This window comes from Cloacibacillus sp. (assembly GCF_020860125.1).
GTDB lineage: Bacteria > Synergistota > Synergistia > Synergistales > Synergistaceae > Cloacibacillus.
Window position 1 is genome coordinate 1 of the sequence record NZ_JAJBUX010000072.1, and the last position, 21,458, is coordinate 21,458.

The 21,458-nt window shown below is 56.2% G+C and carries 37 protein-coding genes; 1 reads left to right on the plus strand and 36 read right to left on the minus strand.

The window, feature by feature from the left end:
• The coding region (locus LIO98_RS09285) for an Ig-like domain-containing protein (RefSeq protein WP_291955931.1) at positions 1–1,851 on the plus strand (1,851 nt) is incomplete at its 5' end.
• An 808-nt stretch (positions 1,852–2,659) separates the two neighbouring features.
• Here LIO98_RS09285 and truA read toward each other — a convergent pair.
• The 36 genes from truA to rpsJ are packed head-to-tail and all read right to left on the minus strand — an operon-like array spanning position 2,660 to position 21,389.
• Positions 2,660–3,433, minus strand: coding sequence for a tRNA pseudouridine(38-40) synthase TruA (gene truA / locus LIO98_RS09290; protein WP_291955934.1), 774 nt, complete (start codon positions 3,431–3,433; stop codon positions 2,660–2,662).
• A complete protein-coding gene (locus LIO98_RS09295; RefSeq protein WP_291955937.1) occupies positions 3,430–4,242 on the minus strand; it encodes an energy-coupling factor transporter transmembrane component T in 813 nt (270 codons plus the stop codon). The genes truA and LIO98_RS09295 overlap by 4 nt, the downstream gene beginning before the upstream one ends.
• Before the next feature lie 36 nt (positions 4,243–4,278).
• Positions 4,279–5,130, minus strand: coding sequence for an ATP-binding cassette domain-containing protein (locus LIO98_RS09300; RefSeq protein ID WP_291955940.1), 852 nt, complete (start codon positions 5,128–5,130; stop codon positions 4,279–4,281).
• Positions 5,121–5,951 carry an ATP-binding cassette domain-containing protein gene (locus tag LIO98_RS09305; protein WP_291955944.1) on the minus strand — a complete coding sequence of 277 codons (831 nt, stop codon included), beginning with the start codon at positions 5,949–5,951 and terminating at the stop codon, positions 5,121–5,123. Before LIO98_RS09305 ends, LIO98_RS09300 begins: the two co-directional genes overlap by 10 nt.
• A 3-nt stretch (positions 5,952–5,954) precedes the next feature.
• A complete protein-coding gene (gene rplQ / locus LIO98_RS09310) occupies positions 5,955–6,308 on the minus strand; it encodes a 50S ribosomal protein L17 (protein WP_066743779.1) in 354 nt (117 codons plus the stop codon).
• Between the two features lie 3 nt (positions 6,309–6,311).
• Positions 6,312–7,385: a DNA-directed RNA polymerase subunit alpha gene (locus tag LIO98_RS09315; protein WP_291955949.1), complete on the minus strand. Its 1,074-nt coding sequence runs from the start codon at positions 7,383–7,385 to the stop codon at positions 6,312–6,314.
• Between the two features lie 23 nt (positions 7,386–7,408).
• Positions 7,409–8,035, minus strand: a complete 627-nt coding sequence (gene rpsD / locus LIO98_RS09320) for a 30S ribosomal protein S4 (protein ID WP_291955951.1) — start codon at positions 8,033–8,035, stop codon at positions 7,409–7,411.
• Positions 8,036–8,059: 24 nt separating this feature from the next.
• Positions 8,060–8,452, minus strand: a complete 393-nt coding sequence (rpsK, locus tag LIO98_RS09325) for a 30S ribosomal protein S11 (protein WP_291955953.1) — start codon at positions 8,450–8,452, stop codon at positions 8,060–8,062.
• Positions 8,453–8,477: 25 nt separating this feature from the next.
• A complete protein-coding gene (rpsM, locus tag LIO98_RS09330; RefSeq protein WP_066743773.1) occupies positions 8,478–8,855 on the minus strand; it encodes a 30S ribosomal protein S13 in 378 nt (125 codons plus the stop codon).
• A gap of 6 nt (positions 8,856–8,861) precedes the next feature.
• Positions 8,862–8,987 (minus strand): 50S ribosomal protein L36, encoded by a 126-nt coding sequence (gene rpmJ, locus LIO98_RS09335; RefSeq protein WP_008711021.1) that lies wholly within the window; start codon positions 8,985–8,987, stop codon positions 8,862–8,864.
• A 52-nt stretch (positions 8,988–9,039) separates the two neighbouring features.
• A complete protein-coding gene (gene infA, locus LIO98_RS09340; RefSeq protein WP_066743771.1) occupies positions 9,040–9,258 on the minus strand; it encodes a translation initiation factor IF-1 in 219 nt (72 codons plus the stop codon).
• Positions 9,240–9,584: a KOW domain-containing RNA-binding protein gene (locus tag LIO98_RS09345; RefSeq protein WP_291955963.1), complete on the minus strand. Its 345-nt coding sequence runs from the start codon at positions 9,582–9,584 to the stop codon at positions 9,240–9,242. The genes infA and LIO98_RS09345 overlap by 19 nt, the downstream gene beginning before the upstream one ends.
• The gene (gene map / locus LIO98_RS09350) at positions 9,575–10,345 is read right to left on the minus strand and encodes a type I methionyl aminopeptidase (protein ID WP_291955966.1); all 771 of its coding nucleotides are present in this window, start codon (positions 10,343–10,345) and stop codon (positions 9,575–9,577) included. Before map ends, LIO98_RS09345 begins: the two co-directional genes overlap by 10 nt.
• Positions 10,346–10,357: 12 nt before the next feature.
• Positions 10,358–10,999, minus strand: coding sequence for an adenylate kinase (locus LIO98_RS09355; protein WP_291955969.1), 642 nt, complete (start codon positions 10,997–10,999; stop codon positions 10,358–10,360).
• A 21-nt stretch (positions 11,000–11,020) separates the two neighbouring features.
• Positions 11,021–12,316, minus strand: a complete 1,296-nt coding sequence (secY, locus tag LIO98_RS09360) for a preprotein translocase subunit SecY (RefSeq protein ID WP_291955972.1) — start codon at positions 12,314–12,316, stop codon at positions 11,021–11,023.
• Positions 12,317–12,763 (minus strand): 50S ribosomal protein L15, encoded by a 447-nt coding sequence (gene rplO / locus LIO98_RS09365; RefSeq protein ID WP_066743761.1) that lies wholly within the window; start codon positions 12,761–12,763, stop codon positions 12,317–12,319.
• Between the two features lie 14 nt (positions 12,764–12,777).
• A complete protein-coding gene (gene rpmD, locus LIO98_RS09370; RefSeq protein WP_008711014.1) occupies positions 12,778–12,960 on the minus strand; it encodes a 50S ribosomal protein L30 in 183 nt (60 codons plus the stop codon).
• A 14-nt stretch (positions 12,961–12,974) separates the two neighbouring features.
• Positions 12,975–13,493 (minus strand): 30S ribosomal protein S5, encoded by a 519-nt coding sequence (gene rpsE / locus LIO98_RS09375; protein ID WP_291955978.1) that lies wholly within the window; start codon positions 13,491–13,493, stop codon positions 12,975–12,977.
• A 16-nt stretch (positions 13,494–13,509) separates the two neighbouring features.
• A complete protein-coding gene (gene rplR, locus LIO98_RS09380; protein ID WP_084002265.1) occupies positions 13,510–13,875 on the minus strand; it encodes a 50S ribosomal protein L18 in 366 nt (121 codons plus the stop codon).
• Between the two features lie 16 nt (positions 13,876–13,891).
• Positions 13,892–14,434: a 50S ribosomal protein L6 gene (gene rplF / locus LIO98_RS09385; protein WP_291955984.1), complete on the minus strand. Its 543-nt coding sequence runs from the start codon at positions 14,432–14,434 to the stop codon at positions 13,892–13,894.
• Positions 14,435–14,448: 14 nt separating this feature from the next.
• Positions 14,449–14,853: a 30S ribosomal protein S8 gene (rpsH, locus tag LIO98_RS09390; protein ID WP_066743754.1), complete on the minus strand. Its 405-nt coding sequence runs from the start codon at positions 14,851–14,853 to the stop codon at positions 14,449–14,451.
• 30 nt (positions 14,854–14,883) lie between these two features.
• A complete protein-coding gene (locus tag LIO98_RS09395) occupies positions 14,884–15,069 on the minus strand; it encodes a type Z 30S ribosomal protein S14 (protein ID WP_066743752.1) in 186 nt (61 codons plus the stop codon).
• A 13-nt stretch (positions 15,070–15,082) separates the two neighbouring features.
• Entirely contained in the window at positions 15,083–15,625 is a 543-nt protein-coding gene (rplE, locus tag LIO98_RS09400) for a 50S ribosomal protein L5 (protein ID WP_291955991.1), read from the minus strand.
• Positions 15,626–15,642: 17 nt separating this feature from the next.
• On the minus strand, positions 15,643–15,969 hold the full coding sequence (gene rplX, locus LIO98_RS09405) for a 50S ribosomal protein L24 (RefSeq protein ID WP_066743748.1): 327 nt from the start codon (positions 15,967–15,969) through the stop codon (positions 15,643–15,645).
• Between the two features lie 13 nt (positions 15,970–15,982).
• Positions 15,983–16,351: a 50S ribosomal protein L14 gene (gene rplN, locus LIO98_RS09410; protein ID WP_066743746.1), complete on the minus strand. Its 369-nt coding sequence runs from the start codon at positions 16,349–16,351 to the stop codon at positions 15,983–15,985.
• Positions 16,352–16,353: 2 nt separating this feature from the next.
• Positions 16,354–16,644, minus strand: a complete 291-nt coding sequence (gene rpsQ / locus LIO98_RS09415) for a 30S ribosomal protein S17 (protein WP_291955998.1) — start codon at positions 16,642–16,644, stop codon at positions 16,354–16,356.
• Between the two features lie 6 nt (positions 16,645–16,650).
• A complete protein-coding gene (gene rpmC, locus LIO98_RS09420) occupies positions 16,651–16,866 on the minus strand; it encodes a 50S ribosomal protein L29 (protein WP_008710995.1) in 216 nt (71 codons plus the stop codon).
• Between the two features lies 1 nt (position 16,867).
• Complete coding sequence (gene rplP / locus LIO98_RS09425; RefSeq protein ID WP_291956003.1) at positions 16,868–17,287, minus strand: 50S ribosomal protein L16; 420 nt, start codon at positions 17,285–17,287, stop codon at positions 16,868–16,870.
• A 6-nt stretch (positions 17,288–17,293) separates the two neighbouring features.
• Complete coding sequence (gene rpsC, locus LIO98_RS09430) at positions 17,294–17,968, minus strand: 30S ribosomal protein S3 (protein ID WP_291956006.1); 675 nt, start codon at positions 17,966–17,968, stop codon at positions 17,294–17,296.
• Positions 17,969–17,982: 14 nt separating this feature from the next.
• Complete coding sequence (gene rplV, locus LIO98_RS09435) at positions 17,983–18,315, minus strand: 50S ribosomal protein L22 (protein WP_066743738.1); 333 nt, start codon at positions 18,313–18,315, stop codon at positions 17,983–17,985.
• Between the two features lie 13 nt (positions 18,316–18,328).
• The gene (rpsS, locus tag LIO98_RS09440) at positions 18,329–18,613 is read right to left on the minus strand and encodes a 30S ribosomal protein S19 (protein ID WP_291956009.1); all 285 of its coding nucleotides are present in this window, start codon (positions 18,611–18,613) and stop codon (positions 18,329–18,331) included.
• A 25-nt stretch (positions 18,614–18,638) separates the two neighbouring features.
• Positions 18,639–19,463 carry a 50S ribosomal protein L2 gene (gene rplB / locus LIO98_RS09445; RefSeq protein WP_291956071.1) on the minus strand — a complete coding sequence of 275 codons (825 nt, stop codon included), beginning with the start codon at positions 19,461–19,463 and terminating at the stop codon, positions 18,639–18,641.
• Positions 19,464–19,483: 20 nt separating this feature from the next.
• Positions 19,484–19,780 (minus strand): 50S ribosomal protein L23, encoded by a 297-nt coding sequence (rplW, locus tag LIO98_RS09450; RefSeq protein ID WP_291956074.1) that lies wholly within the window; start codon positions 19,778–19,780, stop codon positions 19,484–19,486.
• Positions 19,780–20,403, minus strand: a complete 624-nt coding sequence (gene rplD / locus LIO98_RS09455; RefSeq protein ID WP_291956077.1) for a 50S ribosomal protein L4 — start codon at positions 20,401–20,403, stop codon at positions 19,780–19,782. Before rplD ends, rplW begins: the two co-directional genes overlap by 1 nt.
• A gap of 17 nt (positions 20,404–20,420) precedes the next feature.
• Positions 20,421–21,047, minus strand: coding sequence for a 50S ribosomal protein L3 (rplC, locus tag LIO98_RS09460; RefSeq protein WP_291956080.1), 627 nt, complete (start codon positions 21,045–21,047; stop codon positions 20,421–20,423).
• 33 nt (positions 21,048–21,080) lie between these two features.
• The gene (rpsJ, locus tag LIO98_RS09465) at positions 21,081–21,389 is read right to left on the minus strand and encodes a 30S ribosomal protein S10 (RefSeq protein WP_174401628.1); all 309 of its coding nucleotides are present in this window, start codon (positions 21,387–21,389) and stop codon (positions 21,081–21,083) included.
• Between the last annotated feature and the right edge of the window lie 69 nt (positions 21,390–21,458).

The window sequence follows — 21,458 nt, forward strand, 5'->3', positions numbered from 1 at the left end:
TTACTCCTGCTCCTCTTCACGGCGCTCGCCGCGCCCTCCGCCGCGCGGGCGGCGACAGCCCCCGTGGAACCGGCCTCGGACGACCGGGGCGTCTATCTGCTCTCCGAACCGGGCCATCTCCTCTGGTTCCGTGAGACGGTCAACGGCGGCAGCGCGAAGATCAACGCGAAACTCACAAAGGACATCGACCTCTCGGAGGGCGGCAGCCCCTCGCACTGGACCCCGATCGGTCAATACATATCTGGCGATATAAAAGATAAAGGCTATACCGGCAAATTCGACGGCGGCGGCTTCACCGTGAGCGGCTATATCGTCGCCTCCGCCGACGTGGTGAGCGCGGACGATGGCGGCAACCTCGCCACGGGGTTCTTCGGCCTCGTTGGCCAAAGCGCCGAGATCCGCGGCCTCACCGTCGGCGGCGTCGTCAGCGTTGACATCAGCGGTAATACAGACGATATCTACGCTGGCGGTATCACGGGAGTCAACGGCGGCACGATAACGGACTGCGCCAGCGGCGGCGAGGTCTCGGCCTCCGGCAGCAACGTCAACTACGTGGGCGGTATCGCGGGACTCAACAACAACACAATAAAGAACTGCGCCAACAACGGCGGCGTCTCGGCCTCCGGCGGCTCCACCAACGACGCGGGCGGTATCGTGGGAACCAGCTTCGGCTACACGACAGCCAACTGTGCCAACAGCGGCGACGTCTCGGCCTTCGGTGACGACACTAGCTCCAACAGCGCGGGCGGTATCGCGGGATTCAACAGCGACACGATAACCAACTGCGTCCACAGCGGCGGTACGGTCTCGGCCTTCGGCGGCAGCTCCAACAGCGCAGGCGGTATCTCGGGATACTTCTACGGCAAGATAACCAACTGCGCCAACAGCGGCGGCACGGTCACAGCATCCGGCAGCTCCGACAACTTCGCGGGCGGTATCTCGGGAATCAGCGGCGGCACGATAACCAACAACGCCCACAGCGGCGGTGACGTCTCGGCCTCCGGCGGCTCCGAGAACTACGCGGGCGGTATCTCGGGATACAACGCCACAGGTAATAAGGTAAACATATCCAACAGCTGCTGGCCCGCCGGCGATCTTGAGGCCGTCGGCTCCGGCGACAAGGGGCCGGACGCCGTCAGTACCGACGTCCTCTCCCTCGAGGCGGCGGAGATGCAAAAGGTCGTCACCACCGTCCTGCCAGTGGAGCGGAGGCTCTCCGTGGAGGTTGGCGGCTCCGCTCCCGCCCTCATCTCCTATCCGGGTACAGCGGAGGATATGACGGACTACCTCTCCGTCAGCGGCGATATCACCGTCGCTTCGCCGGAGATCGCCGGAATCTCCGGCCGCTGGCCCTGCGCCGTCTCCGGCATAAAACCGGGCGTGACGGCGGCGAGCTTCGACATTGACCTGCGGGCCACCGATTTCAGCAGTATCAAAAGCGGCCCCAAACCGGTAGCCAAGAGCTGCGTCACCGCCCCGCTCTGCTTCACCGTCGCCGTCGGCGAAGTCCCCGTCAGCGACGTCAGCCTCGACCTCACAGAGCTGGCGCTGAAGATAGGGGAGAGCAAAACGCTCACCGCGGCGGTAAAGCCGGAGAACGCGACAGATAAAGCGCTCCTCTGGACGAGCTCCAACCCGGCGGTCGCCGCGGTGGACGATACGGGCAAGGTAACGGCGCTGTCGGTCGGCACGACGGTCGTTACCGCGAAGGCCGGAGAAAAGAGCGCCGCCTGCGCGGTGACGGTAGTCCAGCCAAAGAGAGGCGGCTCCAGCCACGGCTGCGCCGCGGGGCTGGGCACGCTCTCCATGCTGACGCTGATACCGCTCTGGCTGCGAAGAAAGAAACGCTAAATCGGCGTTTATCAAAATCGGCGCGAATAAGCACCGTATGCGTCATAAACCGGCCCCTGAGTGTCCTGCGGCAGGCGCATCCGCATGCTGCGGCAATATGGATAATTTGAAAATGTCCCCGCCCTGTGGCGGGGACATTGCCTTGCGATCGCCGTATGAAGATACGGTTCCGGTATCGGAGCCCCCATTTTATTTAGCAACTCGCACTTCTAAACGCCGATTTCCTCCGGACGGGAAAAGATACAAATTACGGTTTAGCTACGATAGAGTAAAAGATAAATGATGATTTTGGTTTGTTTTGTCATGCCGGGCTTGACCCAGCATCCAGAGACTTGGGGTTTTGTTTTTCCCGCATTTCATTAGGCGGCCCGGGGGACGCTGGGCTCCGGCTCGGAGGCCGGAGCAACGGGACAAGGGCAAACTGCGGAATAGTTTCAATATGCTAAACAATAAATCGCGGTTTACGCCCTTGTAGCCTCCCTCAAAGAGGGAGGTGGATCGCCGCCGCCTTTGCGGCGAGACGGAAGGAGTGTTGCTCTGTATGGCGCGGTTTCCGCGCCATACAGAGCCCGCGGCAAAAGCCGCGGGAGAACCTAAGGTCAACTCTCCCTCAGTCTCGGCGAAAAAACATCGCCGAGCCAGCTCCCTCAAGGAGGGAGCCAAAATCTTTGCTAAACCGCTGTTTATCTTTTACTCTCTCGAAGCTAAATCGCGGTTTAGCTTTGTTTTGCTTTTTGTCATGCCGGGCCCGACCCGGTATCCAGAGACGTGAGGTTTTGTTTTTTGCTGAAGAGGTTGCGGGAGAACCTTACGGTCGGCCCGTCTGCCACAATTTTTCGCCGTATGATATTTTCCACAGGTAGAGGCCGCAGGCCGGGAAGGTCCGGCCTCCGTCGGAGCGGCTGCTCTTTTCCGTATCAAACAGCTCTCTTATCTGCGCCGGGCTTATCTGCCCCAGAGCGGCCATCTCCAGATTGCCGAGGATGATGCGCACCATGTTGTGCAGGAAACCGTCTCCCTTTATCTGCAGGACTACAAGCGGCCTTCTGTCGATGAGGCGTATCTTTGTAATTTTCCGGACGGTGCTCTGTTCGTTTCCCTCAAGGCGGCAGAAGTTTCTGAAGTCATGGCTGCCGAGCAGCTCCTTTGCCGCCGCCGCCGCCGCGCCCCAGTTGTAACGCTGCGGCTTTATCCAGCAGGCTTTTCCCTTTATATGGGGGTATATGGCGCTCGCGTTCCAGATGAAGTAGCGATATTCTCTCTCTTTGGCGCTGAAGCGGGCATGGAAATCGCCGCGCACGGCGGCGGCCCTCATGAGGCTGACTCCCTCCGGCAGGTGCGCGTTGACCGCGAGCAGCAGCCGGCGCGGCTCCCATTCGCGGTCCATATCAAATGAACAGACCTGCCCCTTCGCGTGTACGCCGGTATCGGTGCGTCCGGCGCCCGCGACCGGCGTATGGCGGCCGTTTATTTTGGAGATGGCCTCCTCAAGCGCCTGCTGCACGGTGGGCAGCTCCGGCTGTATCTGCCAGCCGAAAAATTTGCCGCCGTCGTAGCTGACCTCCGCCGCGTAGCGGTTCATAACGGAAAGAACCTCTCTCCGCAGACGATGGCCGCCGAGACGGCGAAAAAGGCCGCGAGCGCCGCGCTGTCGCAAGTCTGCCAGTGCAGCGGTTTCAGGCGCGTGCGCCCCGCGCCGCCGTTGTAGCCGCGCGCCTCCATCGCCACCGCAAGGCTCTCGGCGCGCCGGAAGATGATTACAAAGAGCGGTATGAGTACGGGGATGTAGGCCTTTGCGCGTTTCATCAGCCCGCCTTCGTCAAATTCCGCGCCGCGCGATTTCTGCGCCTTTATTATCCGCCCCGTCTCCTCAAAGAGGGTCGGGATAAAGCGCAGCGCGATCGTGATCATCATCGCTATTTCGTGCGCCGGGACGCCGATACGTTTCAGCGGCGAAAGCAGCCCCTCAAGGCCGTCCGATATCTGCGACGGCGAGGTGGTGAAGGTGAGCAGCGAGGCGTACATAACGAGGCAGGCAAGCCGCAGCGACATAGTCAGCGCGAGGTATATGCCCTGTCTTGTGACCGTAAACCGGCCGATGCCGGCGACGACGTCGCCGGGGGTGAGAAAGAGGTGCAGCAGCGAGGTGAATATAATAAGTATAAGGACGGGACGGGCCGACGCGGCGACGACGCGCGGCGGTATCTTAGAAAGCCTGGTGAGGCACAGAAGCAGTATGCCCCAAATGACGAAGGCCGTCAGGGTATGCGTCATGAAGACCGCGGCCATTACGGCGATCGTGAGGATTATTTTTGCGCGCGGATCGAGCGTGTGGACCGGCGACTTGGCTGGAATGTACTGGCCAAGCGCAATTTTATCAAAGGCTGCCATCTTTTCTCCTGTTTAGTCTCTCTGCCATAGGCAGGGTCAGATAATTTTTTCCTCCGCCGCCGGAGCGAGTCTGTTTACCAATTCCTCGGGGCTCCAGGCGAGGGTCTCTATCTTTCCCGCCGCTTTGAGCCGCTTTGCCAGCGCCAGTACCTCCGGGACGGCCAGGCCCTTTATTTTTTTTTCGCATATCAGCGCCGCGGTCTCGTGCGGGGAGGCCCAAGAGAGCGCCCGTCCCTCTTCAAGGACCAGTATCTTCGCGCTGAGCTCCAGCGCCAGCTCTATGTCGTGGGTGATGTGGATTATCCCCATCCCCTCTTTGGCAAAATTTCTGAGTGTTTCGACTAACTCCAGAGAGGCGCTGCCGTCCAGTCCCGCCGTCGGCTCGTCCAGGACGAGATAGGAGGGAGCCGCCGCAATGACGGAGGCGATCGCCACCCTGCGCTTCTGCCCGCCTGAGATGTTATAGGGCGACGCGTGGAGTATTTTTTCATCAAGGCCGACGGCCCTGATCGCCTTGGGTATGATCTCTTTTATCTCTTCCGCCCCGATCCCCCAGTTTCGCGGCGCGAAGGCGATCTCCTCCGCCACGGTTTCGGCAAATATCTGTTCTTCCGGGTATTGGAATACGAGGCCGACTTTCCGGCGCGCCTCGCGGGCGGCGGCTGTTCCGGCCAATGTGTCTGTACCGTCGACGGAGACCGTGCCGCTTTGCGGTATTATCAGGGCGTTGAGATGCTGCGCGAGGGTCGATTTTCCGCTTCCCGTATGGCCCAGGACGGAGACGATCTCTCCGGCGGCGACTTCAAAGGAGATGTTGTGCAGTGCCGGATGTTCGGTCGGCAGTCCCTTGTTGTAGGTGTAGCTGAGTTCTTTAACGGTCAGCGGCATAGCAGTTTTTCTCCGATGTTTTCGACGGAGGCCTCTGTATCCTCCGGTATCAGGCCGCGCTCCGCAAGCAGTTCGTAAAGACGCTCCAAAGGCGGTTTACTGAGATTCATCGCGCGCAGCTCCGCGTCGCTTTTACGCAGGAACTCCCGCGCCGGCATCTCCATCGCGATAACGCCGTCCGCAAGAACGATCACCCTGTCAGCCCCTCTGATCTCGTCCAGCCTGTGAGTGACCTCCACTATCGTCCGCCCTCTTTTGTGCTCCGCCGCGATGATCTTTGTGAAGTCACCGCGCGACTGTGGGTCAAGCATCGACATGGCTTCGTCGAGCAGGATCGCCCGCGGATGCATCGCAAGCGCGCCGGCGAGGGCCAGCCGCTGTTTCTGGCCGCCCGAGAGGGCGGATACCAGGTTCTCTCTTCGCTCAGTCAGTCCGGTCGCCGCCAGCGCCTCTTCGACCCGCGCCGATATCTCCGCCGGTGGGCAGCCGAGGTTTTCCGGGCCGAAGGCGACCTCCTCTTCCACGGTGGCGGCGACGATCTGGTCTTCGGGGTTTTGGAAGACGATCGCCGAGACGCCGCGCAGTTCGCCGCTCTTAGCCTCGGCGGTATTCCGCCCCTCCACAAAACAAAGGCCCTGCGTGGGGAACAGCAGGGCGCTTAAAAGTTTTAGGAGCGTGGATTTTCCGGAACCGTTTGAACCAAGAAGCGCAACCCACTCTCCGGCGCGGATTTCTAAATCGATACCCTTGAGTATCTTTTCAGAGGCATTCGGATAACAAAACTCCGCGCCTTTGAGTACGAATTGTCTTTCTTGAGCCATATATTAGTCAACCAGCTGTATTACCGCCATCGGAGAGGAGTCGCCGACGCGCGCGCCGATTTTTACGATTCTTGTGTAGCCGCCGTTGCGCTCGGCGTACTTGGGTCCGAGTTCATCAAACAGCTTTATTACCGCCTCTTTGTGAGGGATGCGGGCGATCACGAGACGACGATCGCTGAGCGTGCCGGATTTAGCCTTGGTGATAAGCTTTTCGGCGACGCGGCGGAGCTCTTTCGCTCTCGTCTCTGTCGTTACTATGCTGCCCTCGATGAAGAGACTGGCAGCCATATTACCGAGCATGGCCCACCTATGGGAACTGCAGCGTCCCAACCGCCTTGTGTTCATGCGGTGTCTCATTGGTTATTCCTCCTTCAGATTCTGTTCGTTATCATCCAAATCCTCGTCGTCATCATCAAGCAGGGTACTGATATCGCCGCTGAGATGAAGGTCGAATTTGGCCAGTTTCTCCTCGATCTCTTTGAGGGAGATTTTACCGAGGTTGCGGATTTTCAGAAGGTCGTCCCTCGTCCTGGAGACAAGTTCGCCTATCATATGGACTCCGCCGCGGAGCAGGCAGTTTTCACTGCGCACCGAAAGCTCAAGGTCTCTCACAGGACGTGAGTAGATCGAGTTCTCTCCCATCTGGAAACCGGAGAGTCCGCTGTGCGCGTCAAAACCCTTGCTTCCGCCCATCGCCGCCGCGCGCGAGGCCTCGTCGTTCTTGATGATCTCATCAAGAGCGCTTGTTCCGGGGCCGGCAAGCAAATCCACAATCGAGGAGTAGTATCCTTTGAGGATACGGCTGGCCTGGATGACTGCGGACTCAGGGGTCACAACGCCGTTGGTCCAGATCTCCAGCGTAAGACTGTCGTAGTCGGTACGCTGTCCCATACGTTTGTCCTGGATGTCGTACTTCACGCGCTGCACGGGAGAAAAGAGGGCGTCTGTCTGAAGCGCATCCACCGGCAGGTAGGAGGCGCGCGGACGGTCTATCGGCGCGTAACCGGTGCCGGTAGCGACGTAGATGTCCATCGACAGAGAATGTCCCTCTTCAAGCGTACAGATGTACGCCTCCGGATCGGGAAATTCAACTTCGCTGTCGGGATCGATATCCGACACCGTAACAGCCTTCGGTCCCTTGGCTTCGAGATGAAGGGTGCGCACCGATGTTGAATGGCAGCGAACGGGAATATGCTTCAGATTTACCAGAAGTTCGATAACGTCCTCTTTAACTCCCGGAATTGTGCTGAATTCATGCAGGACTCCCTCAACGCGCACGGCGACGACCGCCGCCCCGCTGATTGAGGAGAGCAGAACACGGCGCAATGAATTGCCCAGTGTTACTCCGTAGCCTCTTTCCAGAGGCTCAACGGTAATCTTACCGTATGACGGGGTGGATTCCTGTACTATGATCTCATGACGATCATGCTCCATATTCTCCCCCACCTTTCGTTTCACTAACGTGCATAGAATTCAACAACAAGCTGTTCGTTTACTGGTACGTCTATCTGCTCACGGACCGGTACTGCGACTAACGAGCCTGACATTGCTTCCGGGTTAAATTCAAGCCACGCGGGAATGCTGCGGCTTGCTGACGCTTCGGCGTTCTGCTTGATCGTCGGGACGTCACGGCTGCCTTCGGCGACTGCGACGACATCTCCGACCTTCAGGAGCGCGCTGGGTATGTCGAGCTTGCGGCCGTTGACAGTAAAGTGTCCATGGCAGACAAGCTGACGCGCCTGGCTGCGGCTTACACCAAGGCCAAGACGGTATACGACGTTGTCAAGACGGCGTTCCAGAAGCTGGAGGAAGTTATGGCCTGTCTGGCCGGACATCCCTGTAGCCTTCTTGTATATTGTGCTGAACTGGGTCTCGTTGATGCCGTAGAAGCGGCGAAGCTTCTGCTTCTCACGGAGACGGAGTCCATATTCGCTCATCTTGCCGCGGCGTGTTCCGTGCTGACCGGGCTTTGAATTACGCTTTGTGAGTCCGCACTTCGCTGTGTAGCAGCGGTCTCCCTTCAAAAAGAGCTTGGCGCCCTCTGCGCGGCAAAGCCGGCAGACAGGTCCTGTGTATCTGCTCATGCTAATAAGTACCTCCTTATAGGACTACACGCGGCGCCGCTTGGGCGGACGGCATCCGTTGTGCGGGATCGGCGTTGCGTCGCGGATTACGTTTACCTGCAGCCCCGCCGCCTGAAGCGAACGGATGGCAGACTCACGCCCGAGGCCGGGGCCCTTGACTACGACGTCAATTTCCACTACTCCGTGGTCCTGGGCAACCTTTGCCGCCTGTGCCGCCGACATCTGCGCGGCGTACGGGGTCGACTTACGGGTCCCCTTGAAACCGACGTTTCCGCCTGAGGCCCATGAAAGGGCGTTGCCCTGCTTGTCTGTAAGTGTCACGATGGTGTTGTTGAATGTCGAGTAGATATGCGCGACACCATAACTGACGTTCTTTTTCTCTTTGCGCTTACGGCTGCGCTGTACGCGTTTGGCCAACTGCTATTCCCTCCCTGGTTGCACCTTATTTGGTGGCTTTCTTCTTGCCCGCGACAGTCCTCTTCGGACCTTTGCGAGTACGGGCGTTCGTCTTTGTCCTCTGGCCTCTGACGGGGAGACCCTGACGGTGTCTGAGTCCGCGGTAGCAGCCTATGTCCATGAGACGCTTGATGTTCATCGCTATGTCGCGGCGAAGGTCACCTTCTACCAGGCGGTTGTCTTCAATTTCAGCGCGAAGTTTCTGCTCTTCTTCCTCTGACAGGTCCTTCACACGGGTATTGGGATCAATCCCCGTGACCTTTATGATATCGTTCGCAACTGCCGGCCCAATACCAAAAATATAGGTAAGGGCTATTTCGATCCTCTTCTCACGCGGCAGGTCAACACCGGCTAAACGAGCCATTCCCTGCTACCTCCTTGCTCCCTGACGCTGCTTATGGCGCGGGTTTCTGCTGCAGATCACGCGCACTACTCCGTGACGCTTGATAATTCTGCAATATTCACATATAGGTTTGACCGACGGTCTTACTTTCATTAAATGCAGACCTCCTTGACTGTACTTGTTCCATCCATGGCGAGATATTCGCCTACTTGTATCTGTATGTTATCCTACCGCGCGTCAGGTCGTAAGGCGAGAGTTGCAAAAGAACTTTATCGCCCGGCAGTATCCTGATAAAATGCATGCGCATTTTGCCCGAGACATGAGCCAGTATCTTGTGGCCATTTTCCAGCTCAACGCGGAACATGGCATTTGGCAGCGGCTCCACTACCTTGCCCTTTACTTCAATTACTTCTTCTTTGGCCATTCGGCAGCTTCATCCTCCTGTTCGCAAGATGTGCCGCTGTTTTCCAAAAGCTTGGAAATTTTCTGCATCAACCAGCCGTTGTCCAGAGGTTTCCCGCCAGCGACACGCCCAGCCACATCTTCGAGATTATAGTGCGTTTGTTGCAGATGAATAACATTCTTTTTCTTGGGCTTCGCCGCTGTGTATTCGGCCCCGTTAGCTATCAGTATCCTGCCGTCACAGGCTCCCATCACAGCGAATGGTTTACCCGCGTATTTACCGCGGCGCATGATGACGACATCCCCGGTACTGAACCCCTCTTTATATGTGGAGGAGCTTACTCCCATGGCGTAAGTATCTCCACGCCGTCGTCCGTTACAAGGAGGCTGTACTCAAAATGAGCGGCATCGCTTCCATCTTTCGTTACGACGGTCCATCCGTCAGAGAGGGTCTTTACCTCTTCGGCCCCGGTCATTACCATCGGCTCTACGCAAAAGGTCATCCGCGGTTTGACGGTTATACCGCTTCCAGGCTCTCCAAAATTGGGAACCTGTGGCGCCTCGTGCAGCCGGTGTCCGATGCCGTGTCCGGCATAGTCTCTCACAAGACCGCAGCCGGCGGGGATCACTACGTTTTCTACCGCAAACCCGATGTCTCCGAGGGTCGCCCCCGGTTTTACCGCAGCAGCGCCTTTGTGCAGGGATTCAAGTGTAAGGTCGAGCAGCCGCTGTCGCTCTTCACTTATCTTCCCCACCGCATAGGTGCAGGCCGCGTCTCCGAAGAAGCCCTCGATTGAGGCGCCGGTGTCGATACTGATGATATCTCCCTCTTCAAGAATTCTCTTTTTGGAGGGGATTCCGTGCACGACTTCATCGTTTATCGAAGCGCAGATCGTGCCTGAAAAGGGGACCGATACCCAAGGTACCTTGTACCCCTTGAAGGCGGGCTTCGCACCTGCTTTTTTTACCAGATTTTCAGCCGCCTCGTCAAGGGTCAGGGTATCGATTCCCGGCTTGACCATTTCCCGCATTAATTTGAGAATGTCAGCAACGATCTGACCTGCCCTGCGCATCTTGGCTATGTCGCGATCGCTTTTAAATGTGATCATTAAAGTACTGCCTCAGCCTTTCCGCTGCTCAAGTATCTTAAGGACCGCGTCTTTGCCGCCGGTGGCGTCAACTGTAACGAGCAGCCCCTTCTTACCGTAGTAATCTATGAGCGGGGATGTCTGTTCGTGGAATACGGAGAGACGGTTGCGGATGACGCTTTCTTTGTCGTCGTCACGCTGAATCACCTCGCCGCCGCACTTATCACAGACGCCCTCTTTCGCCTCGGGCTTGAGTACCGTGTTGTAGATCTCGCCGCACTGTTTGCAGACTCTTCTTGCCGTAAGCCTGCCGACGACGGTATCGTCGTCTATCTCAAAGCTGACCACCGCGTCAAGCTTGATGCCGAGCTTTGCGAGCATCAGGTCCAGAGCTTCGGCCTGCCCGATAGTGCGGGGAAAACCGTCAAGGAGAAAACCCTCTTTGCAGTCGGCTTCCAGAAGACGCTTTTCCATCATGCCAATGATCACTTCGTCAGGCACAAGCTTTCCCGCGTCCATATATCCTTTCGCGCTCTTGCCGAGCTCCGTCCCCGCCTTGACATTGGCGCGGAGAATATCGCCCGTCGATATATGCGCTACGGGATATTTGCCCTTAATACTGTCAGCCTGTGTGCCTTTGCCGGCTCCCGGCGCTCCAAGAAGAATGATCCTCATTTTCGATTCGCCTCTTTTGGATTACAGTTTTAGCAAACCGCCGCTCTTACCGCCGCGGCGCTTGAGGATGCCCTCATAATGGCGCATGAGAAGCTGTCCCTCTATCTGATGAACCGTATCAAGCGCTACGCCGACGACGATGATTACCGCGGTACCGCCGAAATAGAAGGTATTGATGTGCATAACACCCGTCATTATAGTCGGGATGATCGCGATCACCGCAAGGGCGATCGAACCGCCGAGCGTGATACGTCCCATTACCTTCTCTATGTAGTCGGTGGTGGGCTTACCGGGGCGAATGCCGAGGATGAACCCGCCGTTCTTCTTCATATTCGTCGAGATATCTTCAGGCTTGAAGACAACCGCCGTATAGAAATATGAGAAGAATACGATAAGGAGCACATAGAGCACCATATAAAATGGGCTGCTCGGGCTCATCGCCTGCTGTATCATCCTCGCGACGCTGTGCTGGAAAAGTCCCGCTATCGTGTAAGGGAAGAGCAGCACAGACGAGGCGAAGATTATCGGGATGACGCCCGCCGTATTTACGCGAAGCGGTATGAAGCTCGACTGTCCGCCGTACATTTTGTTTCCGACCATACGCTTGGCGTACTGGACCGGCAGACGGCGCTGTCCCTCTTGGAGCATGACGCATCCCGCTACCACCGCTACCATAATTGCAACGGCGATCAGCATAACGAGCACGTTCATCTCACCAAGACGTACCAGCGACGCCGTACGAATGATAGCTTCAGGGATCCTTACCACTATACCAGCGAAGATAAGCAGGGAGATACCGTTGCCGATGCCATGGTCCGACATTATTTCACCGAGCCACATGACGGCGACGGCGCCGGTCGTGAGTGTAAGCGACACAAGGATGATGTCAAGCATGCCGCCTGAGTATATCCCGAGCCCCTTCAACCAGCCTGTCATACCGACTGCCTGTATAAACGCAAAGATGATCGTTCCGTAGCGTGTCCACTGAACGATCTTTTTGCGCCCCTCTTCTCCCTCTTTCTGCATCTTCTCAATGCTCGGCACGACAACTGCGAGCAGCTGCATGACGATGCTTGAGTTGATGTAGGGGGTCACACCCAGCGCGAAGATGGAAAAACGGCTGAGTGCTCCTCCCGCAAAGAGGTCCAGGAAACCAAGCAGCGACCCCTGATCAAAAAGTTTTCCGAGGGCAGCTGCATCCACTCCGGGAGTGGGTACGTGCGCACCCAGACGGTAGACGAAGAGCGCTGCAAGAGTAAAAAGTATGCGGCGCTTCAGATCGGGCAGCCGAAAGGTATCCCGGAAGGAATCCAGCATTTATATCACCTCTGCCTTGCCGCCGGCGGCCTCTATCTTCTTGGCAGCCGATGAACTATAGGCGTTTGCCTTTACGTTAAGGCTCTTTGAGAGCTCGCCAACGCCGAGGACCTTAACAGGTTTGCCGGCGTCAGAAATCAGGCGAAGTTCGGAAAGTTCCTTCGCGGTGACTTCCGCGCCCGCTTCAAAGCGCTCTTCAAGGTCGGCGATGTTGACGATCTCATATTTTACCGCGAAACGGAAGTTGCTGAAGCCGCGCTTAGGAACACGGCGCGCGAGCGGCATCTGTCCGCCTTCGAAGTTGGCTCCGATATCAGGGCTCTTGCGGGCCTTCTGGCCTTTGTGGCCCTTTCCCGCAGTCTTTCCCTGTCCGCTGCCCAGACCCTGTCCAAGGCGCTTTTTCTTTTTGCGCGATCCCGGCACAGGCGAGAGTTCATGAAGTTTCATGGCAGTTCCTCCCCTTATTCCTCAACAGACCATTCCAGCAGGTGGCCGATCTTGTTGACCATGCCGCGGATCTGCGGGCTGTCGTTGTGATATACAGTCTCATTGAGCCTGTGAAGGCCAAGAGCCTTTATTATTCTCTCCTGACTCGGAGGACGGCCTATTGTGCTTTTCTTCCATGTAATACGAAGCTTAGCCATAGCTATGATACCTCCTAGGCTTCCTTGCGCTCTTTGCCGCGGAGACGGTAAATCTCTTCCGGCGTACGGAGGCGCTTGACCGCATCCATCGTCGCATAGGCGATGTTAATGGGGTTCGAAGTTCTTCCGGTGACCTTCGCGATAACGTCTTTAATTCCGCCGAGCTCCATGATCGGACGCACGGAGGACCCGGCGAGAACGCCCGTTCCCGGCGCAGCCGGACGCATGAGAACTTTTGCGGCGCCGAACTTGCCTATGATGGGGTGCGGAAGCGTGTGGCCGGTCTTCTTAAGGTCGATCATATTTTTCTTCGCATGTTCGATACCTTTTTTCATGGCCACGGAAATTTCTTTGGCTTTGCCCATTCCGAGGCCGACCTGGCTCACGCCGTCGCCTACCACTACAAGTACGCTGAAGCGGAAACGCTTACCACCTTTGACGACTTTACTGACGCGGTTGATGGAAACTATGCGTTCTGAAAGTTCAAGGCCTCTGCTGCTATAAGTTTTTGTATTCTGTGTCTCTTTCGCCACTTTATTGCGCCTCCTCTTAGAACTTCAGACCGGCTTCGCGGGCTGCTTCGGCAAGGGCCTTTACTCTGCCGTGATAGACATGGCCGCCTCTGTCAAAGACAACTTCTGTGATTCCGTTCGCAAGAGCGCGCTCGGCAATGAGCTTGCCGACTGCCTTAGCAGCATCCTGGTTCCCTGTGCCCTTTACGTCGTCAAATTTGTCCTGTATGGTCGATGCCGATACAAGCGTATGTCCCTTTTCGTCGTCGATAACCTGCGCAGATATGTGCTTCAGGCTGCCGAAGACTGCAAGACGGGGGCGCTCACCGGTGCCGGAGAGATGTCTCCTGAGGCGACGGTGGCGAAGCTCCCGCATTTCGTTGCGACTGCGATTACTGATCAACGTCCTTCACCTCGCCTTACTTCTTGGCGCCGGCCTTACCGGCCTTGCGGATTACATATTCGCCGGCATATCTGATTCCCTTGCCCTTGTAGGGTTCGGGCGGACGATATCCGCGAATGTTCGATGCGACCTGACCGACAAGCTGCTTGTCGATGCCGCGAACGATTATCTTGATGGGGCTCTCGCAGGCGAACTCGATCCCCGCGGGGGGAACGACTTCGACAGGATGCGAGAAGCCGAGGCTCAGCACAAGGTTCTTGCCCTGCATCTGAGCGCGGTATCCAACGCCGACGATCTCAAGGACTTTCTGAAAACCGTTGCTGACGCCGTCCACCATGTTGCTGATAAGGGCTCTCGTCATACCGTGCGCGGCGCGGACCGGCTTGTCGTCGTTCGCGCGCGTCACATTGAGCTGACCATCTTCAACCGCTACAGCGATGTTGTTCATTACATCCATCTCAAGGCTGCCTTTGGCTCCCTTGACAAAAACATGCTGTCCGTCGATCTTGACCTCCACGCCTTTCGGAAGAGCTATCGCTTTGCGTCCTATTCTAGACATCTTCGAGCCCTCCGTTACCAGACGTAGCAGACTACTTCGCCGCCGAGTCCGAGTTTACGGGCAGAGGCGTCGGTCATGAGTCCGGCTGACGTTGAGATTAGTGCAATACCCAAACCGCCCATTACCTTGGGAAGTTCGTCTTTGCCGACGTAGATACGGCGGCCGGGTTTGCTGATTCTGCGAAGTCCCTGGATTACTCTTTCCTTCTGGGGTCCATAGTTCATGGTAAGCCTAAGGATGGGCATCGGCTGCTTCGCGTCGGTGATCGTCTTATAGTTACGGATATAACCTTCCTCTTTGAGGATGCGGGCCATTTCAAGCCGCATCTTGGAAAGAGGCATATCTACCATTTCATGGTAAACCACATTCGCATTTCTGATGCGTGTGAGCATATCCGCGACAGGATCGGTAATATGCATTAAAGGATCCTCCCTTCTACGCCCACGTGCCTACCAGCTCGACTTGACAACGCCAGGGATTTTTCCCTCGCGTGCAAGCTTGCGGAAACAGCAGCGGCACATATCGAATTTGCGCATGTATCCGTGGGGGCGTCCACAGATCGGGCAACGATTGTATTTTCTCACTTTGAACTTCGGCTCTTCTTTGGCCTTGTTCACCATACTTTTACGGGCCATTTGCTTCTCCTTCCTAACGGGCGAAGGGCATGCCCAGCTCTTTTAAGAGCGCCTGGGCTTCCTCATCGGTCTTCGCGGTCGTCACGAACGTGATGTTCATACCGCGCTGACGGATGACCTTATCGTAGTCAATCTCAGGGAAGAGAAGCTGCTCTTTGAGGCCGAGGTTGAAGTTACCTCTGCCGTCGAAGCCCCTCTTTGAGATTCCCTGGAAGTCCTTGATACGGGGAAGCGCGATGCTGAAAAGGCGATCGACAAATTCCCACATTCTTTCACTTCTCAGAGTAACCGCACACGCAACGGGCATTCCTTCACGGACTTTGAATCCGGCTATGGATTTCTTGGCGCGCTTCATCATCGGCTTCTGACCGGAGATGATGGTCAGTTCGTTGATCGAGGCGTCCATGTATTTCTGGTCCAGCTTTGCCTCGTTGACGCCGATATTGATGACGACTTTGACGAGACGCGGGATCTCCATAACGTTCTTATACTGGAACTGCTCATTCAGACGGGGAAGGACTTCCTCGGAATATTTTGTTAAAAGACGCGGAGTCATTCTGTTGTCCCTCCTCACTATGCCTTATCGATGATTTCGCCGCACTGCTTGCAGATACGGACCTTCTTGCCATCGTCAAGGAAGGCGCGTCCTACGCGCGTCGCCTTGCCGCACTTTGGGCAGACTAGCATTACCTTTGATGCGGAAAGAGCTGCCTCTTTCTTGACAAGTCCGCCGCGGGGATCCTTTTGTGTCGGACGGACGCTCTTGGTAACGAAATTGACGTTTTCCACTACGACCGTATCCTTATCGATGTTTCTCTTAAGGATCTTACCCTCTTTGCCGGCGTCTTTTCCGGAGATGACGCGAACGCGGTCTCCCTTTTTGATTCTCATTTTAGACATGGCAGGTTACCCCCTACACTACTTCGGGCGCCAGAGAGACTATACGCATGTATTTCTTTTCTCTCAGTTCCCTTGCTACAGGACCAAATATACGTGTTCCTTTGGGGTCGCCATTGTTGTCAATGACAACGGCCGCGTTGTCGTCGAAGCGAACGTATGAACCGTCCTTGCGGCGGATCTCTTTTTTCGTCCTGACGATGACGGCCTTTACGACGTCACCCTTTTTGATGTTTGCGTTGGGAGCCGCCTCACGGACCGCGCCAACGATAACATCCCCGACAGTTCCCACTTTGCGGAAGCTGCCGCCCTTAACCTGGACGCAGAGGATTTTCTTTGCGCCGGAGTTGTCGGCTACGTTAAGTACTGTACGCAGCTGAATCATAACTATTCGGCCTCCTCTTCAGCGACGCCGAGGATAGGAGCTCTCTCAACTATCTCAAGAACTTCCCAGCGCTTTCTCGCGCTTAGGGGACGGGTCTCGCCTATCTTGACGGTGTCGCCCACGCGGCAGTCGTTGGTCTCATCATGAGCCATGAATTTCTTTGAACGGAGAACAGGTTTGCCGTAGAGAGAGTGCTTTGCCATACGGTCTACGCGCACGACGATGGTCTTTTCCATCTTGTCGCTAACCACTGTTCCGGTACGGACTTTACGATGTGCTGTACGCTCTTCCATCGTCGGTTACCTCCTTGCTCCTGAGTGATCTATACCCATCTCTTTTTCCGTAATGACGGTAAGAATACGGGCGATAGTCTTCTTTACGTCTTTAATGCGTCCCGAATTGCTCAACTGTCCGATCGCGTTCTGAAAACGGAGGTTGAACAGCTCTTCCTTATACTGCTTGTGCTTATCTTTAAGCTCAGATACGCTGAGATCTCGAAGTTCCTTGGGATCCATACTATTCACCTGCTCCCTCTTGGGTTAACATTTTTACCTTGATGGGCAGTTTGAACGATGCGGTGCGGAAGGCCTGTTCGGCAACTTCACGCGGCACTCCGGCAATTTCAAACATAACGCGTCCGCGCTTTACTGCTGCGGTCCAGTATTCCACGTTTCCCTTACCTTTACCCATACGAGTTTCAAGAGGCTTTTCTGTGACTGGGCGATCCGGGAATATCCTGATCCAGATCTTTCCGCCCTTTTTCATCTTGCGGCTGATGGCAACACGAACCGCCTCTATCTGGCGCGCCGTGATCCAGCCGTTCTCGCAGGCCTGAAGTCCAAACTCGCCAAAGTCCACCTCTGTAGCGCCTTTGCTGTAGCCGCGAAGGGCCGTCAGATGCGGCTTACGGTATTTTACTCTTTTCGGAGAAAGCATTGGATCTTACCTCCTCTCCTTTGTTACGGGCTCGGCCTCAAATATGGGCTTGCGCTCCATAACTTCGCCCTTATATATCCACACTTTGATGCCGATTACGCCGTAGATCGTGTGAGCTTCGGCGAAGCCGTAATCGATATCGGCTCTCAGTGTTGAAAGGGGAAGCTGGCCTTCAAGATACCACTCCGTGCGCGCTATTTCTGCACCGCCGAGACGTCCGGCGCACTGGATCTTGATTCCCTTGGCTCCCGACTTCATCGCGCGGAAGATCGACTGCTTCATCGCGCGGCGGAAGCTGATTCTGCGCTCAAGTGAAGAGGCGACGCCCTCGGCAACTACCTGAGCCTCTACGTCGGGATTCTTCATCTCCTGAATGTTTATCATGACCCGGTTGCCGGTCATAGCCTGAAGTTCCTCACGAACCGCCTGTATCTCTGCACCCTGCTTGCCAATTACGACACCAGGCCGGGCGGTCCAAACTGTAAAACGCATAACGTTGCCAATACGCTCAATCTCCACACGGCTCACGCCAACCTGGGCCCAGCGTTTCTTGATCCAGTTTCTGAGCTCAAGGTCTTTGTGAAGAAACTTCGCGTATTTTTTACCGTCAGCGTACCAGCGGGATTCCCAATCGTAGATAACGCCAAGTCTATAACCTACCGGGTGAACTTTCTGACCCACCGTTCAACCCCTCCTTACTTCTCGCACACGACCATGGTGATATGGCACGTGTGATGTCTGAAAGCATGAGCGCGGCCCATGGAAACGGGGCGGAAACGCTTCATGTATGCTCCCTGGTCAGCCGTGGCGGTCTTGACGATGAGTTTGTCCATATCGAGACCGTGGTTGTGCTCAGCATTCGCAACGGCGCTCTTGAGCACCTTCTCAGCGTATCTGGCCGGCTTATTGGGAGTATATTTGAGAATCATGAGCGCCTCTGAAGCATTCTTGCCTCTGACGAGCGCCAGAACTCTGCGGACTTTGTTTGCAGAAATACGGATCTGCTTTGCCGATGCTTTTACTTCCATACCTCGCGTCCTCCTACCTCTTTACCTTTGTGGAGCGTTCCTGGCCGGCGTGGCCGCCGAACTTACGGGTAGGCGCAAACTCACCGAGCTTATGTCCTATCATATTGTCGCTGATGTAAACCGGAACATGAATACGGCCGTTATGCACTGCTATCGTGTGTCCGACCATTTCAGGCGTGATCGAGCAGGCGCGGGCCCAGCTCTTGATAACCACTTTTTTGCCTGATTCGTTCATGTTCTCTACCCTGCGGAGAAGTTTAACGTCTACGTAGGGTCCTTTTTTTAGTGAACGAGCCATCTTAATTCTCTCCTACAAACTCGGGTTACTTCTTGCGGCGGCGGACGATGAACTTATCCGACGGCTTACGCTTACGGGTACGGTAACCCTTTGCCGGAGTACCCCACGGTGAGACGGGATGCTTGTGCGACTTGCTCTTGCCTTCGCCTCCGCCCATCGGATGGTCGACAGGGTTCTGGATCATACCGCGGATATGCGGACGAATGCCAAGCCAGCGTGTTCTTCCCGCTTTACCTGAGACTACGTTCTCGTGCTCTTCGTTGCCAACCTGGCCGACGGTCGCCATGCACTCGATCAGCACAAGACGAAGCTCGCCTGACGGCATACGCACAAAGGCGTATTTGCCCTCTTTAGCCATGAGCTGCGCCGACGTTCCCGCCGAGCGTACCAATACTCCTCCGCGTCCCGGCTCAAGCTCAATGTTGTGAACGACCGTACCGACCGGGATGTCCTTAAGCTTAAGGGCGTTTCCGGGACGGATGTCCGATCCCTCTCCGGCGAAGATCGTGTCGCCGACATTGAGGCCTACGGGAGCCAGGATGTATCTCTTCTCGCCGTCCTTGTAGGAGATGAGAGCGATACGCGCCGAACGGTTGGGATCGTACTCGATCGCCGTTACCTTACCGGGAACTCCAAACTTGTCGCGCTTGAAGTCCACGATGCGGTACTTGATTCTGCCGCGTCCGCCGCGGTGGCGCATTGTTACGCGGCCGTTATTATTGCGTCCCGCTGACTGCGAGAGTGATGTTACCAGACTCCGTTCCGGCTTCGCCTTAGTGATTTCCGAAAAATCGGGCGTCGCCATCTGACGGCGGCTGGGCGTAGTGGGACGATATTTCTTGATTCCCATTAGATGTTTCCCCTTTCTGCCTAGGCGCTTGCGCCCTCAAAGAAAGCGATCTTCTCACCCTTTGCGAGGGTGACGACGGCCTTCTTCCAGGAGCGTGAACGACCCAAAAAGGCACCCATCCGCTTCGGTTTGGAACGGACCTGGATCGTGTTTACCTTGACAACCTTGACCTTGAAGACCTCTTCGATGGCTTTGCGGATCTCTATCTTATTCGCCTTCGGGAGCACCTCAAAGGTATACTGTCCCAGTTCCATCTGACGGCTTGTCTTCTCCGTTATGATGGGCCGAACTATTATATCATATGCTATCGCGTTCATTAACCGAATACCTCCTCGAGCTTTTTAACCGCTTCAGGCGTTGCGATCAGCTGGTCGTGGTTCAGAAGGTCATAAACATTCACGCTGTCCACATGCTGCACATAAGCGCCGGGGATGTTCGCCGCCGACTTCACAACAGCCATGTTCGTCTCGTGGAGTACGAGAAGGGGCTTTTTGCCGCTCTTTACCGCCGCGAGGAATTCGATCATGCTCTTCGTCTTCGGGGCTTCGAGCCCAAAGCTGTCGATCACAAGCATATTCTCAGCCTGGACCTTAAGTGTGAGCGCGCTGCGAATAGCGATACGGCGGACCTTCTTGTTTACCTTCTGGTGATAGTCGCGCGGGTGCGGACCATGAGCAACTCCGCCGCCTACCCACAGCGGTGAACGTGAGCTGCCGGCGCGCGCGCGGCCAGTGTGCTTCTGTCTCCAGGGCTTCTTACCGCCGCCGCGGACTTCTCCGCGGTCTTTGGTGTTGTGCGTGCCAACACGGCAGTTAGCCAGATGCGCGACCACAACCTGATGCATGGCCGGCACATGGACCGGGGCTCCGAAGACGGCATCGGAAAGCGTTACGTCTCCGATAACCTCGCCTTTGAAATTAACTTCTTTTACTACAGGCATCGTCTTCTGCCTCCCTACTACGCTGTTTTGCGGATCATTACAAGGCCGTCGCGCGCTCCGGGAACAGGACCCTCGATGAGGATGAGGTTGTTCTCTTCGTCAATCCCGAAAACCTTAAGGTTCTTCGTTGTGACGCGCTCGCTGCCCATATGACCCGCCATTCTCCGGCCCTTCATTACACGGCCGGGAAAGCTGCTGCATCCGATTGAACCGGGGTGACGGTGTGTTACCGAGTGACCATGGCTCGCCGGCGTTCCGCCGAAGCCGTGGCGCTTCATTACGCCCGCGGTTCCCTTACCTTTGCTGACGCCTATAACGTCAACAACTTCGCCATTCTGGAACAGAGAAACGGTGATCTCCTGTCCCACCTGGTAGTCCGCCGTGCTGTCCACGCGGAACTCCCTCAGCCAGCGCCTGGGCGCAACATCCTGCTTCTCGAAGTAACCCTTCATCGGCTTGTTGACCTTTGAGGGCTTGATATCTCCGAGGCCGAGCTGCACTGCGCTGTAACTGTTCTTTTCAGGTGTCCGGATTTCAACGATCGTGCAGGGACCTGCTTCAATAACTGTTACAGGTACCGCTTTGCCGTTTTCGTCGAAGACCTGGGTCATCCCTACCTTGCGGCCCAGAATCCCCATACTCATTGACGTTTCACTCCTTTTTCAGATTAGAACTAATTAAAGTTTAATCTGTATATCAACACCAGAGGGCAGATTCAGCTCCATAAGAGCCTCCATCGTCTTCTGCGTTGGGTCGATTATATCGATCAGACGCTTGTGCGTCCTGATCTCGTACTGGTCGCGCGCATCCTTGTCGACGTGCGGCGAGGTAAGCACGCAGTAGCGGTTGACCTCTGTCGGAAGGGGCACGGGACCCGAAACTCTGGCGCCTGTGCGCTGCGCCGTGTCGGCTATCTGCGTAGCCGAGGCGTCGAGAACGCGGTGGTCGAATGCCTTAAGTTTGATACGAATTTTCTTTGCCAAAATATTCCCCTCCGGGGTTACGCTATGATCTCAGTGACGACGCCGGCGCCGACTGTACGGCCGCCTTCGCGC

Bases quoted from the DNA above. Each gene is read 5' to 3' on its own strand.
- LIO98_RS09345 (WP_291955963.1), bottom strand. From the start codon at position 9,584: ATGGGAGTAAGCTCCTCCACATATAAAGAGGGGTTCAGTACCGGGGAT.
- LIO98_RS09315 (WP_291955949.1), bottom strand. From the start codon at position 7,385: ATGGAGCATGATCGTCATGAGATCATAGTACAGGAATCCACCCCGTCA.
- rplO (WP_066743761.1), bottom strand. From the start codon at position 12,763: ATGAAACTTCATGAACTCTCGCCTGTGCCGGGATCGCGCAAAAAGAAA.
- LIO98_RS09395 (WP_066743752.1), bottom strand. From the start codon at position 15,069: ATGGCCCGTAAAAGTATGGTGAACAAGGCCAAAGAAGAGCCGAAGTTC.
- infA (WP_066743771.1), bottom strand. From the start codon at position 9,258: ATGGCCAAAGAAGAAGTAATTGAAGTAAAGGGCAAGGTAGTGGAGCCG.
- rplF (WP_291955984.1), bottom strand. From the start codon at position 14,434: ATGTCTAGAATAGGACGCAAAGCGATAGCTCTTCCGAAAGGCGTGGAG.
- rpsS (WP_291956009.1), bottom strand. From the start codon at position 18,613: ATGGCTCGTTCACTAAAAAAAGGACCCTACGTAGACGTTAAACTTCTC.
- rplX (WP_066743748.1), bottom strand. From the start codon at position 15,969: ATGTCTAAAATGAGAATCAAAAAGGGAGACCGCGTTCGCGTCATCTCC.
- rpsQ (WP_291955998.1), bottom strand. From the start codon at position 16,644: ATGGAAGAGCGTACAGCACATCGTAAAGTCCGTACCGGAACAGTGGTT.
- rplE (WP_291955991.1), bottom strand. From the start codon at position 15,625: ATGACTCCGCGTCTTTTAACAAAATATTCCGAGGAAGTCCTTCCCCGT.
- rpmJ (WP_008711021.1), bottom strand. From the start codon at position 8,987: ATGAAAGTAAGACCGTCGGTCAAACCTATATGTGAATATTGCAGAATT.
- rpsD (WP_291955951.1), bottom strand. From the start codon at position 8,035: ATGAGCAGATACACAGGACCTGTCTGCCGGCTTTGCCGCGCAGAGGGC.
- LIO98_RS09305 (WP_291955944.1), bottom strand. From the start codon at position 5,951: ATGGCTCAAGAAAGACAATTCGTACTCAAAGGCGCGGAGTTTTGTTAT.
- rplC (WP_291956080.1), bottom strand. From the start codon at position 21,047: ATGAGTATGGGGATTCTGGGCCGCAAGGTAGGGATGACCCAGGTCTTC.
- rplD (WP_291956077.1), bottom strand. From the start codon at position 20,403: ATGCCTGTAGTAAAAGAAGTTAATTTCAAAGGCGAGGTTATCGGAGAC.
- rplN (WP_066743746.1), bottom strand. From the start codon at position 16,351: ATGATTCAGCTGCGTACAGTACTTAACGTAGCCGACAACTCCGGCGCA.
- truA (WP_291955934.1), bottom strand. From the start codon at position 3,433: ATGAACCGCTACGCGGCGGAGGTCAGCTACGACGGCGGCAAATTTTTC.
- rplQ (WP_066743779.1), bottom strand. From the start codon at position 6,308: ATGAGACACCGCATGAACACAAGGCGGTTGGGACGCTGCAGTTCCCAT.
- LIO98_RS09300 (WP_291955940.1), bottom strand. From the start codon at position 5,130: ATGCCGCTGACCGTTAAAGAACTCAGCTACACCTACAACAAGGGACTG.
- rplV (WP_066743738.1), bottom strand. From the start codon at position 18,315: ATGGAAGTAAAAGCATCGGCAAAGCAGATCCGTATTTCTGCAAACAAA.
- rplB (WP_291956071.1), bottom strand. From the start codon at position 19,463: ATGGGAATCAAGAAATATCGTCCCACTACGCCCAGCCGCCGTCAGATG.
- rpmC (WP_008710995.1), bottom strand. From the start codon at position 16,866: ATGGATCCCAAGGAACTTCGAGATCTCAGCGTATCTGAGCTTAAAGAT.
- rplW (WP_291956074.1), bottom strand. From the start codon at position 19,780: ATGAACGCGATAGCATATGATATAATAGTTCGGCCCATCATAACGGAG.
- rplP (WP_291956003.1), bottom strand. From the start codon at position 17,287: ATGCTTTCTCCGAAAAGAGTAAAATACCGTAAGCCGCATCTGACGGCC.
- rpmD (WP_008711014.1), bottom strand. From the start codon at position 12,960: ATGGCTAAGCTTCGTATTACATGGAAGAAAAGCACAATAGGCCGTCCT.
- rpsM (WP_066743773.1), bottom strand. From the start codon at position 8,855: ATGGCTCGTTTAGCCGGTGTTGACCTGCCGCGTGAGAAGAGGATCGAA.
- map (WP_291955966.1), bottom strand. From the start codon at position 10,345: ATGATCACATTTAAAAGCGATCGCGACATAGCCAAGATGCGCAGGGCA.
- LIO98_RS09355 (WP_291955969.1), bottom strand. From the start codon at position 10,999: ATGAGGATCATTCTTCTTGGAGCGCCGGGAGCCGGCAAAGGCACACAG.
- secY (WP_291955972.1), bottom strand. From the start codon at position 12,316: ATGCTGGATTCCTTCCGGGATACCTTTCGGCTGCCCGATCTGAAGCGC.
- rpsH (WP_066743754.1), bottom strand. From the start codon at position 14,853: ATGCATATTACCGATCCTGTCGCGGATATGCTCACACGCATCAGAAAT.
- LIO98_RS09295 (WP_291955937.1), bottom strand. From the start codon at position 4,242: ATGGCAGCCTTTGATAAAATTGCGCTTGGCCAGTACATTCCAGCCAAG.